This window comes from Fulvivirga marina (genome assembly GCF_016775155.1).
Lineage (GTDB): Bacteria > Bacteroidota > Bacteroidia > Cytophagales > Cyclobacteriaceae > Fulvivirga > Fulvivirga marina.
Genome location: NZ_JAEUGD010000064.1, coordinates 138,543 through 151,922 on the forward strand (window position 1 = coordinate 138,543; position 13,380 = coordinate 151,922).

General features: G+C 40.3%; 6 protein-coding genes. 3 read left to right on the forward strand and 3 right to left on the reverse strand.

Features of this window, described 5'->3' with window-relative positions; genetic code table 11:
* Nucleotides 1-243 precede the first annotated feature (243 nt).
* The 3 genes from JMN32_RS19485 to JMN32_RS19495 all read left to right on the forward strand — a co-directional run bounded on the left by JMN32_RS19485 (nucleotide 244) and on the right by JMN32_RS19495 (nucleotide 6,938).
* Complete coding sequence (locus JMN32_RS19485) at nucleotides 244-2,232, forward strand: discoidin domain-containing protein (RefSeq protein ID WP_202858042.1); 1,989 nt, start codon at nucleotides 244-246, stop codon at nucleotides 2,230-2,232.
* A 78-nt stretch (nucleotides 2,233-2,310) separates the two neighbouring features.
* Nucleotides 2,311-4,476 (forward strand): discoidin domain-containing protein, encoded by a 2,166-nt coding sequence (locus tag JMN32_RS19490; protein WP_202858043.1) that lies wholly within the window; start codon nucleotides 2,311-2,313, stop codon nucleotides 4,474-4,476.
* A gap of 188 nt (nucleotides 4,477-4,664) precedes the next feature.
* Nucleotides 4,665-6,938, forward strand: coding sequence for a hypothetical protein (locus JMN32_RS19495; protein ID WP_202858044.1), 2,274 nt, complete (start codon nucleotides 4,665-4,667; stop codon nucleotides 6,936-6,938).
* Between the two features lie 67 nt (nucleotides 6,939-7,005).
* Here the strand turns inward: JMN32_RS19495 and JMN32_RS19500 are convergent, their stop codons facing one another.
* The 3 genes from JMN32_RS19500 to JMN32_RS19510 all read right to left on the reverse strand — a co-directional run bounded on the left by JMN32_RS19500 (nucleotide 7,006) and on the right by JMN32_RS19510 (nucleotide 13,164).
* Nucleotides 7,006-8,562 carry an FAD-dependent oxidoreductase gene (locus tag JMN32_RS19500; RefSeq protein WP_202858045.1) on the reverse strand — a complete coding sequence of 519 codons (1,557 nt, stop codon included), beginning with the start codon at nucleotides 8,560-8,562 and terminating at the stop codon, nucleotides 7,006-7,008.
* A gap of 349 nt (nucleotides 8,563-8,911) precedes the next feature.
* Nucleotides 8,912-10,132, reverse strand: a complete 1,221-nt coding sequence (locus JMN32_RS19505; RefSeq protein ID WP_202858046.1) for a GAF domain-containing sensor histidine kinase — start codon at nucleotides 10,130-10,132, stop codon at nucleotides 8,912-8,914.
* A 26-nt stretch (nucleotides 10,133-10,158) separates the two neighbouring features.
* Nucleotides 10,159-13,164 (reverse strand): ligand-binding sensor domain-containing protein, encoded by a 3,006-nt coding sequence (locus JMN32_RS19510; RefSeq protein ID WP_202858047.1) that lies wholly within the window; start codon nucleotides 13,162-13,164, stop codon nucleotides 10,159-10,161.
* Nucleotides 13,165-13,380: the final 216 nt, after the last annotated feature.

The window sequence follows — 13,380 nt, forward strand, 5'->3', positions numbered from 1 at the left end:
TGAGTTGGCCATGCAAGAGTTGTAAATGTAAATCAGTAATCATATGCAAATCATCAATCGGACCTACAAGAGCAGTACATCAATTTATGTGAAGTACTTGCAGTGTTTAACAAGTACTCGAAAAACAGGCAGTATCCCCTGAAAATCTGAATGGCCTGTGGTTTCTTAACCCCAAACCTACAAATGTAATTGCATATCACATGATTAACAGAATTAGACAAAACCGTAAACCAACAAACCTACATGAGAGTAATTAATTTATCGATGCTATCGATCATACTATGGATATCAGCAGCACTTTGCCAGTATACCTTAGCTCAGAATATAGCACAAAACAAACCAACTTTAACAAGCAGTAATTATAGCAATGCATACGACGGGAGTAAGGCAGTAGACGGAGATACAGGAACGAAGTGGACCACCCAGACAGGTGTAGATGCTCCTCACTGGATCAGGATTGATTTACAGCAACAGTACAATGTTACGAGAGTTAAAATACTTCATGCAGCTACAGGAGGAGAACCAAATTATTTCAACACCAAGAGATATAGTGTACAATTAAGCCTGGATGGTAGCAATTGGACTACTGTAGCAACCTATACCAATAGTGATCAGCATCATACAACCCATCATGATCCTCCCGCGAGTCAGCAAAAGGGAAGATATGTTCGGTTTTATATTCACGAGGCAAACTTTGTAGATCAATATGCGAGGATTCCGGAAATTGAAGTATATGGCAGCCCTGCAAGCCCAGGAGAGCCTTCGAACCTGAATGTGGCTACCCCTGAATGTGCCTCATCTGCTTATACTGCCAGCTTTACCTGGTCTGGAAGTGGCCCTGGTTGGTGGCTGGATGTTTCTGAGAACAGCAGTTTCCCTCAAGATACAAGAACATACCACAAGCGTATTGATAACCTGACCAGCACCACCAGTAGTGGTCTTTGTATGTGGTTTGAGAACTGTAGCCAAACGCTGTCTCTATTACCGGGTCGAACATATCACTGGAGAATATGGAATGGATCTGTACATACAACGGGTCAGCCTTTTACGGTAGGAGAGTGTGGGGGGAGTGATGATGAGCTCTATGGCCTTTGCGTTAATGCCAACCCTGTAGCTACAGGACAAAACCCATCAGGACAGGAGTATACAAATCTGGGTGCCAAATGGGTACGATCCATTATGTACGAAGCAGGGTTCACTCCACCATCGGATGCTTTAAACAATGTGAAATGGCTGGTGATCTTCAATAGTGAAACCATACCTCAAGGTTCTATGAGCTGGAGTGACTATGTTATTCACTTTGCGAATGAAGCACATAGAATTGTAAGCGAAAACCCGTGGATATCTGCTGTTCAGATCGGAAATGAGCCTGATATCCCACAATTCCACATTCCTGAAAATCAATATGCCTCTCTTCTCAAACAGACATATATCAAGGTTAAAACGCTGCCCAATCCGCCGATTGTAGTCTCTGCAGGACTAGCTTCAGGAGCAGCTTCCGGTGGCCAGTATCTGGACAATGTAAAAAGCTATTGGAATGGAGATATTTACTTTGACAAGGCTGCATTACATCCGTATCAGGCAGTGGCAGGAGGTATAGGATGGCCTGCGCATGATCAAATGGACAATGCAATCAATGAGTTTTACAGACACACCTCAGGCCGCCAGATCTGGGTTACGGAGTTTGGGATTGCATATCAGCAGGTGAATAACGACCAACAACAGCAGGCGCAATACCTGACAAATTGCTACAACCTGTTCAAAACTTTAAAAGACGGGAATAATCGTAAAGTAGAAGTTGCTTTCTGGTTTGCCTGGGACGATCGCACCCATTGGAACCCATATGATGAAAGTTATGGACTGGTGGACCTCAACCATAACCCCAGGCCGGCATGGTATAGCTACAGAGGGGTGAGTTCTACAGCATTGACTGCCAGACAGCTGAGTTCACCCCCTGTAATTGACGACGCTTTGGATAATGAGGAAGCAGACCTGTTCAATATTTACCCGGTACCTGCAGACCATACACTTAATATAAAGCTCAGTGCCTCAAAGTTAAAAACTCAACTCACCATCACAGATATGCAGGGTAAAGAGCTATACACAAAGGAATTGGCTCCTGGTAGTCCTCATACGGAGCCATTGCATGTAGGGTGGCTCAAACCAGGGATCTACATTATACAGGTGCAGCGGGAAGAGCAAGCTGAAAACCGTCGCTTTGTACACCATTAAGCTTTGACGGCATAGCGTGAAATTGACCATATCTTCTCATTAATTAGAATTTATTAACCAACTAATAACCAATATATTATGAAAAACAAAAGCCGATTTTTAAACCTATGTCTGGCACTGATATGTCTGTGTCTGACGTCGTATGTGGTAAATGCACAGAACATTGCGAAAAACAAACCCACACTTACCAGTAGTAACTATAGCAGCGCCTATGATGGGAGTAAAGCTGTAGATGGCTATACCAGTACAAAATGGACTACGAGCAGTAGCGCATACGCACCACACTGGATACGAATTGATCTTCAGCAGCAGTATAATGTTACCCGGGTCAAGATACTTCATGCAGCTACAGGAGGTGAACCGTACTATTTGAACACTAAAAAGTATAGCGTACAGTTAAGTCTGGATGGTAGTAATTGGACAACGGTCGCCACCTACACCAATACAGACCAACACCACACTACACATCATGATCCTCCGGCCAGTCAGCAAAAGGCAAGGTATGTTCGATTCTATGTTCATGAAGCAAACTTTGTTGATCAGTATGCACGTATCCCTGAGATCGAGGTATATGGTAACCCGGCTAGCTCTGGTACACCTTCGAATTTAAGTGTATCCAAGCCTTCATGCTCAAGCTCTGCCTATACTGCCAATTTTTCATGGTCCGGTAGTGGTTCTGGCTGGTGGATTGATGTATCTGAAAACAGCAGTTTCCCGCAAGATACCAGAACTTTCCACAAACCAATTGATAACGTGACCAGCACCAGTAGCAGCGGACTATGTATCTGGTACTACGATTGTTCTCAAACATTATCGCTACAGCCTGGAAAGACCTACTATTGGAGGATATGGAATGGTTCAACCCATACAAATGGTCAGTCCTTTACTGTGCCTGGCTGTGGAGGCGGAGGCAACCAAACTATTTATGGTATACATTTTTGGGCCTCTGGAGCAGGTAGCTTAATGAATGGCAAGAAAGGTTGGACTCTTGAAGTAATCAACGCTCAGGATAATAACCCTAATGCTCTTAATTCATTAATCAGTGCCATTAATAGCGAGGGAGCCTATCAACCTATTGTTAGAATAAACTGGAACTATGGTAATACCGTACCTGACCCAAGTTTACACCAGGAATTTGCTAACAGATGTAGAAGTATAGTGAGCAATCTCTACAATAATTACGGTGTAAAATACTTCCATATTGGTAATGAAATGAATCAAGACTATGAATACGCTCCGAACGGAGATGGTAAAGGTGTCCCGGCTGATCAATATGCCAACTGTTTCAAAACGGTATACAACACGGTAAAAGCAACCATACCTGAAGCGCAAATCTTAGTTGGGCCTGTTGCCAACTGGAATGGAGTGGGTCAAAAAACATGGACGGGTCCTGCAGTTTATTACGATGACTATTTTGATGAAATAGTTAAACTGATCGGGTCTACTTGTGATGGCTATGCGATACATACCTATGGTAAAACGGGCGGCGCTGACAACCGAGATTGGTATCCAACTGCTGAAAGACCGTTTTACCTTAAAACTGAGCATAGAGCCCAGAATTCCTGGGAGTTTGGGTCATTTAAAGTAATGATGAATGTATTGGCTAAATATAGCTATGCCCGCACAAAACCTGTATTTATTACCGAAACTAATACCTTTCATGGTGAAACCGACCCTGAACAGATAGGAGGAACTGCTCCGGCATGGAGCTATACCAACAACTGGATGCAGGAAGCTTTCTCCCAAATCAACAGTTGGAATACCAATGCTACAGGAGAGAACACCTATGGGCAAAAAATTAATGCCCTTTGCTGGTTTGTATATGAGAACGACGATAGGTGGAAATACTTTGCACTGGCAAATACCACTGGAAACCTGCCTACCGCACGTAACGACTTCATGGCTGCCGTTAATTATAACTATGGATCGAGTGTTTCGCGCATGACTCAGGAAGATCAGCTCGCGGAAGACGTAAAGACTGTTGATGAAGCTATAGAAGAGGCTTATATTAATGGTTTCTCTATTTACCCTAACCCAGCTGAAGACATGCTTCAGATAAAGCTTAAAGATCAATCACAAAAGGCTCAGGTGATTATCTACAGCATGGCAGGGGAGGAGATTTACTCTAAAACCTACCAGGGAGAGAGATTAACCATGTCTACATCAGCTCTCGAATCTGGGACCTACCTCGTAAAAGTGGTATCAGCAGATGAGGTTAAAGTGAGAAAGGTACAGATCAAGTAGAAAGACTTGTATTTAAATTAATAAAGTTTTAGCATTAAAAGAAGCCGCTTACCATAGGCGGCTTCTTTTATTATATGGATTGTAAAGCAACAAAAACAAAATACCCAAGGTTGGGTATTGATATGTGTACCTTAACTTCCTTATTTAGTTTGCAGGAATGAATATCTTTAGAAAACAAAAATTATATAATGAACATAAAAGACCTAATACCTAAACTACTCAAGGACGATGACAAAAAAGTATGTGACAAAACTTTATCTACTGAGTTAATCTCGGAAGGAGGGGCCAGTCCTTCATTGTCACTTCCGGGTGAAAACTTTCTCTTTAGTGCTAAAGTTGAAGGGGCATTTTCTGTAAACCTTTTCAATGATACTAATGACCATTCCGTCGAATCCAAAATTTTTGAACATTGGCCTGAAGCCAAATCCCTATACACCAATCAGGCTCTACTTGGGTATTCACTTGAAGGAAGAGTTAAGGCTAATGCCTCTGCTGAAAATCTGGGAAAATTTGAACTGGGCATCAATGCTGAACAATCTTTCAAAGCCAAATCTTTCAGGATACATGACTGTGATACCACCGTAAAAGACGCCTTTACTGGTGATGTAACTTCCTTCAAATTTATTTTCAAAAAGGATGATGTTACAAGCTTAAAGGTTAATGAGGCTATGGCCTTTGAAGCTGCCGGCAAGCTTTCTTTAAATGCAGGCATAAAGGTAACAGACGTTTATAGCGGTACGGCCTCTATGGTATCAGGGTTGTTGAATTTAAGCGGACAGGTTGACTTGAAACTGGATGCCTCTGCCTCTGTAGATTTTAAAATCGAGATTGAGGATGACTTTTCAGTGGTGATCATCCGCCAGGCAGAGGATAAGTTTAAGGTGTGTATTAATAAAATTATCAAGCGCACCAAGGAGCTTAAAGCAAAGGCCGGTATAGAGGCGGCTTTGGGTGATAACGATAAACTCAAAGACTTAGTAAACAAGTTTTTTGAAGGTGTGGATGAGGAACTGTTCAAATACATTAATGAAAAAATTGATACTACAGGGCTGAAAGAAGAAGACCTTGAAAAGGTACTAAAGGCAGCATCTTTACTCAAGCTTACAGATATCTCTTCTGTAGATGACTTTAGAGAGCAATACGAGCAAAAGAAAGAAAAAGTAAAGGAGAAGCTTCTGGAAGTGATCACCAATAAGGTAGCTGTTGGTATCAGCTATGAGTATAGTAACATTAAAACCAATGAATCGGTATTCTCAGGGGTATTCAGTAAAAATGCCATGAATCAATTTCACGGTGATATTGTAAAGCTAAAGGTTGGAGATTTGATAGATGCATACCAAAAAGACCCGAGCAGCTATAACCTAACCAGTTATTTACAACGTAAAACTACAGAAATTACAAGTTCATTTGGACTGAACGTGGCTTTCGGTAATTTCAAACTGACGTCAAGTATCCAAAGAGAGTTCAAAGAGGTAACAGAGAAGAAATTCCTGACGGATGGAGGATTTGCCTTTAAAGTTGATGCCTATAATCGAAAAAGTACCCGCTCTTATAAACATGGAAAGAACAGTGATGTATACATTCTGAATATGGATGCCTCCATGCCGGTATTCGTTGCTAAGGAGGAAGATCTTACTGTGGAAAAGTTTGACTTTGCCTTTGGGCTTTCCTTTGATATGAAGGAAAACAAGACTAGCGATAAAGAACTCAGAGATATTGTGGATTGGGCGGTAACCTGGGACATCGTTCCACAAGAGAAAAGTGCTGAAGTGATCAATAAGATCAAAACCGAGGTGCTGAACAAAGGTGCCAGCGAGGTAACTTACCACTGTTTTCTAAAAGTTCCTCAAGGAGAATTTGAAGAACTTATTCCTTATTTTAAACCCTCACTTCAGACTTTGATCCCTGGAGCTTTGGCGGCTTCCATGCTACAAGTAGACTATGCAGATATTCCGGATTTTAGAGTGAGAAACAACATTGAGTTGCGCAGAAAACATTACACGGCGTTTTGGGCAAACTATCTCAACAGCTATGCTCTTAATCAGGCTGATGTTATGCTTAGTCTGGTGAAAAAGGACCTGTCAGAATATTTTGACACGCAAAACTTTCCTGAACTAAGCTTGTACGAAAGTGGATTAGGCAACTATGAAGCTTATAATACGTCAAGAACTACTGAAATTCTCAATTTTAATGATGTGGGTATCATGGTAAACCGACTAACTGGTTTTTATGATGATTTAAGTAAAGCTATTAACACACGTGTGCATTATGAAAAGAAAATATTTACAAAGTCAATTAAAGGCATTGACAAAACTAAGTTCTTAAAAGATTTCAACCTGAGGTTTATGGGTAGACTTATTTTGGACATGAACCAACAATTGGCAGATCCCATTGAGATTGAAAAGGGCTTTAACATTACTTACAAAGAAGGAGGAAAGGAAAAGACTTTAGTGATAGCTTAACCGGCTCTGTTGTATAAATATTTAAGCCGTCATTCTACAGGCTATGATGAATGACGGCTTCTTTCGTTTAAATGATCGTTTTTCTGGATCTGAACCTATTTTGAGGATCACGACTGTATTTCTCTTTGATCTCAATTAGCTTTGTATAACTCTGCATAAAGTATGTTTCGGTGGGTATATCATTATCTTTAAAGCTAATAAACGCCCCACTGGTCTCAGGAAAATCGGCCTTCCTACATTGTTCAATCCAGTCCATGGCACGATTGGTATAGTTACTTACCCCAGCTTTTTCAGATACTTCGGGAAATATTTCTTTGCTGGTATCCCACCATACTTGGTATTGAATAGTGTAAGGGCGGTCTTTGTATGGAAATGCACTTCCTAATGGATGATCTGTAGATTTATAGTTGGCATAAAATGGACCTGATATAGCACCAAGAGTAACATACGCCCGGACACCAAGCTCTTCACCTTTTTCAAATATCAGCTCAGACTCCAGGCTTCTGATCAATTTTTTACGCCCCTCATCTCCAAGCCCATTGGCATTGACCAGCCTTGAAGTGATCTTATGAGGAGCAGGAATATCATCTTCAAGAGGTATGTCCCTGAGTAGAGGTAAACCACTTTTGATAGCCATTCTACGCCGGTGCGGGGTCATTTCCCAAGAAGAAAACTGCAAATGATGATCTTCTGATTCATCGGAATAGAATTCTAATCTGTCGGGAGGCAAATTTGGGAACCATTGTTTTATTTCAGCTTCTATTTCCTCCTTGGCACCAGCATAATACCCAAAGAAAGTACAGTCATGGGCTGACTTTTCGACAGGTGTGCTATCTGCAGGTTTGCCAAAGATCTGCAGGTTAGTGCCCAAAAGATTGGGACTTTGAGTAGGTGCTATGGCATTTTCCCAACCTTCCAGTACCTTTAATGCTGGTTTCATATACCAAGTAGCTGCAAATTTATAGGTGATTTCAGGGAGTGGAAAAGTCTTTATCACCAGTTCAGTCACGATACCATAGCTAAAACCCCCGCCTCCGCGCAGTGCCCATAGCAACTCCTTATCTTCATCAGAGCCTTGATCGGTGATAGTTTTAATAGTACCATCTCCGAGGACCAAAGATGCTCCAATAAGGCTCTCACAGCACATGCCATGCTTACGAGTCCATGGCCCCCAGCCACCTCCCAAGGTGAAACCAGTTATACCCACGGTCTGACATGTACCATGAGGTATGCCTACTTTGTTTTTGTTCAATACCTTAATCAGATTCTTAAATATACAGCCGGGCTGAATTCTGGCCACTCCGGCCGTATGATCTACAGAAGCATCTGTCATATGCCTCATGTCAAGCACAAGAGCATCAGTAGCCATACATTCACCCTCATGGTCATGTCCACCACCTCTTACACGAAACTCGCGATCTGTCTGATAAGCAAATTTAACAAGGTTAGAGACATCTTCGGATGTTCTTGGGTACACTATAGCCCAAGGACGAAATTGGAACCTTCTGTTAAAGATTTGCCGTGCGCTATTATAGGGAAGGGGATCGGAACTACAATCTGACAACACCTTCATATCTCCGATGCTGAAACCTGCACCTTCAAAAGTTTTTTTAAAATCTGTCATCTTTTATAAATGGTTTTCAGTTTTATTGCAGGCATTATACCTGACATCTAGGAGTTGGCTGAATCACCACATTAGAGTAAGTTTTTGTCTGACAATTATTTATGAATTTGTGCGGGTTTATCCTGAGTGGTTTTCGCACTTCAATTAATAATTTAGACAGATATTATTTAAAACAAAACATTAAAAGATTATTCATAAATAACTGATAATCAAATAATTAATTATTTAGCTTGTAGTAAATAATTGACAATCAATATCAAGGTGATTATAACTTATTGATATAGTTTTGAAATAAAAAAGTGGGAGAGGAGCACTTTACAGACCCCCTGTTAGGGCTTTAAGTATCACTCTAAGGGGCCAGTTTTCTTGAAGGCAATTCAATTCTGAAAACAGTGCCTTCATCAGGCTGGCTTGAAGCCATTATTCTTCCGTTGTTCGAGTTTATAAATTCATTGATTAATATCAGTCCAAGGCCAATGCCTTTTTCTAAGGATGTTCCCGGTTGAGATTCTATTATATCACCCCCTAATATCTTGGTAAGTTTTTCACTGGACATACCTACACCCGTGTCTTCAATAAGGATGTGTGTAAAAGCACCTTTTCCTTTGGTGCTTATTCGAATGGTATCACCCCCTTTGCAATATTTAATGGAATTATTAAGCAGATTACGTATTACCAATTTGATCATTTCAAATTCTCCGTAAACTGTATTTCTTTTAGTGCTTTCAAAGATTATATCGATCTTCTTACGATTCGCTTCAGGCTTATACAAACTAACCGTTTCTTCTATTACCGGGTTAATACTAAACTCAGTTTTTACCAGCTCAAAGTTTTCCAGTTTAGCTTTGGCCCATTGCAAAATATTATCTAATAAATTGCTGGTATTGTTGGCTTCAAGCTTTAGAAACCCCATCAGCTGTTTGATTTCGGCTTCACTAAGCGAAGCACTCTCAAAAAGTTGAATAGTTGATTTAATTGAGTTTAGCGGACTCCTCAAATCATGAGACACGATGGAAAGCAGTTTGTCTTTAAACTCATTTAGCCTTTGCAATTCACTCCTTCGCTTTTCAGCTTCAGTTACTTGAAGCCTAAGCTCCAATTCCTTTACCACCCTTCTGGCCAGTAGCTTAAGAACTTCCTTCTGCTCATGGCTCAACCTTCTTGGTCTTCTATCAAACACACATAATGTACCTATATTATACCCTTCCTTTGTAGTAAGAGGAACACCGGTATATGATCTGAGCTTTAAATTTCCGCTCACAAAGGGATTATCTTGAAACCGCTCATCCTTCTCTACGTCTGTTACCTCCAATATTTCAGGTTCTAATATTGTGTGAGCACAAAAGGATGTTGTTCTGGGGGCTTCCTTCCCCTCAAAACCCAGCTGAGCCTTATTCCACTGTCTGTCTTTATCTATAAAGGTAATATGGCTTGACTCTGCCTGACAGCAATAAGCAGCTATTTTAATGATTTCATTAAAACCTACTTCCTCCGCTGTATCAAGTATTTGATATGAATAAAGGTTATCAAGTCTTTCTTTTTCATTATCAGGAAGCTGGGCTGATATCATATGCTTGTAATATTGATTCTTAATTGTTACTCTGACAGGGAATTTTCATCAAACGGATCTATTCCAGTCCTTTCAGTGAGGTTACGCCCTAACGCTCTGGTTATTTCATCCAGCTCTCTTGCTGCTTCTCCTATCTTTTCCATAAGTACCCTCATATCTTCGTTTTTGGAAATTTTATTTAAATATACAAGACCCAACAATCTGGCCAATGGTGCTCTGACTTTATGCGCGTTGTCATGAGCATATTGGAGGAGACGTTTGTTACTTTCTTCCAGACTTTTGGTCCTTGCTTTTACTTTAAACTCTAGCTGATGGTTGAGCAATCTAATATTTTCATTTTGAGTCATTATCTCTTCATTTTGCGACTGGATCACAATGGTTCTTTCCTTGACAAGCTCATCAAGCACCTCTTTCTGTCTGGTTATGCTTCTAACCTTCCATTTATGGATAAAAAGAACCAGACTGATAATAAAGATCAACACGACTGATAAAAACCACCAGGTTTTCCAAAAAGGTGATTGTATGAAAATAGGAATTGAAACCATACTTTGAAGCCAGACTCCCTCGCTGTTGGTTGCTCTAAGCTCAAAGTTATATTGACCGGACGGTAGATTCGTGTAGTTGGCAAAGGGCCTTTCATTAGTTACGTAGGTCCAGCTTTCAACCAAACCTTTAAGCCGGTAAGCATACTCATTCCTATGTGTATTTCTATAATCAAGCACTGAGAAGTCAATAGAAATGAAGTTATTATCATGAGGAAGTACAACGTCCTGCTTATTGTTAATTTTATCAAGTATGTCTGGTCGTGTATTGTTAAAAACTTTAAAATCTGTCAATACAATGTTAGGCTCATAGTTCGTAAGGTTACTTTGATACGGATTGAACTCATTGAGTCCATTAACGCCACCAAAAGCCATTGTACCATCGGGGAAAACGGCATATGAACCTCTGTTAAATTCGTTAGCCTGAAGCCCGTCATTGACATCAAAGTCACGAACCACTTTGCCTTTGGCTTTGTCGAATATTGCCACACCGGCATTAGAGCTAAACCAAACCCTCTGTGTTGTATCCTCCATTATGCCATAAACTACGGTATTCTTCAACCCGGATTCTTTGCCATAATGCTTAAAGGAACGGTTTGATTGACTAAACACATTAATGCCGCCTCCATACGTTCCCAGCCAAATTTTATCCGCATCTTCCATGTCAGCATGTATAGAAGTAATGTAGTTGTGGTTAATGGAAGCACTATCCTTATCATTGGCTTTGTAATTTCTATACACATGAGTGTCGGGGTGCATTTGGAAGAGCCCTTGCCCCAATGTACCTATCCAAAGCGTACTATCTGTCCGGAAAATTGTAAATACATTGATTACAGAATTTCCGTCATTGTCAACCAGCGGAATGCTACGTGATTTTTTACTTTTAGGATCAAATAACTCAAGTCCAATGTCAGAACCTATCAGCAGGTTACCATTTCCGTCCTCAAATATACATTGCACCTTACTGCTCTGTAAACCTAATGTATCACCAGAAGTATGGCGGTAATATGTGTATTGGTTATTGATGATATTATAGTTCACTATTCCATCGCCATACGTTGCTAACCACAGTTCGTTCTCCTTTGGCAGAATGTCGAATATTGCGGAATTACTTTCAGGTATTTTGAACCTTTTAAAGCTACCATTGCCTCTATCAAAAAATGCAAATATACCGTCAATTTGCCCCACCCACGCATGGTTATTGTCAGTAACAATGATGGCATGAACAACCTTATTGCCCAAAGCTCCCTGTGTATTGGGGAGAAAAGGGTAATGAACAAAAAGTGATGGTGTATATTTTCTCACGCCCGAAGCCACCGTGCCGAGCCAAAGTGTATTAGATCGGTCTTTCATAAGCGTAGTAAGTTTATTTGCTCCGATATCAGTTGATTCATCCTCAGCACGTACCGGTAAAATCTTTGAATCAACAGGATCATAAATATCGAGCCCGTCAGAAGTAATGATCCAAAACCTGTTATTGTCATCTACAACTACCGACTTTGACCCTACATTACTTTGATTAAGGTAGGCAGAGTTTCTGGTGACAGGTGATAAGTCTATAATATGAGGAAGTATATAAGTACCCTTAATAGAGTTTTTGTGTTCCAGCATATGAGTGACTTCATCAAAACTCAACAATTCTTGACCATATGACACCCAAATTACCCCCTCAAGATCCTCCCATATTGCATTAAATACTTGTTCATGAGCTACCTCTGTGAAATATGGTGCGTCTTTAGTCTTATAAAACAGCCCATTTTTGGTTGCTATCCATGTTCTTTCATTCTGATCAGTGAAGATCTCATTGGCAAAGGGAAGAAGTTCACCAGTTTGACTTCTAACCTGCTCGAAGGTGCCACCATTTCTATTGTATTTAATGACTCCATTATTGGCAGTACCAAGCCATATGGTTCCATCAGAAGCTTCATGAAAATAGGTGATCTTATCCGTTGGGCTTTGTGATAATGCGTTAGACCTGTAGTTTACAAAGTTTTTATGCTTTATATCAAACTGGAGTATTGACCCGAAGTCATCAATAACCCAGATAATCCCTTGATTATCTTCATGAATAAAAACGGCGGAAGTGAAATTACCTGAATATTCAAGTTGATAAGATTTATACCTTTCATTAACAGGATTGAGCTCAATGATACCGCCGCTCATAGTTCCTACCAGTATAGCTCCGGATTTCAACTCGCAAATGGAAGTGATGATATTATAATTAGTTGAAAATCTGATGGTTTTGATTTTAATGCCGTCATATCTATTGATGCCATCTCGGGTACCAAACCACATAAACCCCTTGGAATCCTGAATAATGCAGCTTATAGAGTTTGTGGAAAGCCCTTTTGACGGATCAATTTTTTCAAAGCGCATCCCGCTTTGCGATACTGTTTCTGTAAAGCACATCAATATAAAAACGATACTCAAAGCTATCGTTGATCCAGATCTAATGCCGAAACCGCTCATAACCATGTTATAATATAGCATTTTAGCTGATGGTATGAAAGGGTTTCATAGGGCTTAGGCGTATTTTTTGCTTGGTAAAAAATCCGGAACACCCTTGTCATACTTTCGGGTATGGACGAAATGATGAAAACTCTCTTTTTTCTGTAAAAGAATGTACTCGTAAAAAATTACTACTGAATATTTTCCACTGTAGACATTAAATTGCTTGTTTACCTTTAATTAATAATTGACACTTTC

What these genes read in the sequence shown, in the direction of transcription:
- JMN32_RS19485 (WP_202858042.1), top strand. Translation starts at nt 244, where the DNA reads ATGAGAGTAATTAATTTATCGATGCTATCGATCATACTATGGATATCA.
- JMN32_RS19490 (WP_202858043.1), top strand. Translation starts at nt 2,311, where the DNA reads ATGAAAAACAAAAGCCGATTTTTAAACCTATGTCTGGCACTGATATGT.
- JMN32_RS19495 (WP_202858044.1), top strand. Translation starts at nt 4,665, where the DNA reads ATGAACATAAAAGACCTAATACCTAAACTACTCAAGGACGATGACAAA.
- JMN32_RS19500 (WP_202858045.1), bottom strand. Translation starts at nt 8,562, where the DNA reads ATGACAGATTTTAAAAAAACTTTTGAAGGTGCAGGTTTCAGCATCGGA.
- JMN32_RS19505 (WP_202858046.1), bottom strand. Translation starts at nt 10,132, where the DNA reads ATGATATCAGCCCAGCTTCCTGATAATGAAAAAGAAAGACTTGATAAC.
- JMN32_RS19510 (WP_202858047.1), bottom strand. Translation starts at nt 13,164, where the DNA reads ATGCTATATTATAACATGGTTATGAGCGGTTTCGGCATTAGATCTGGA.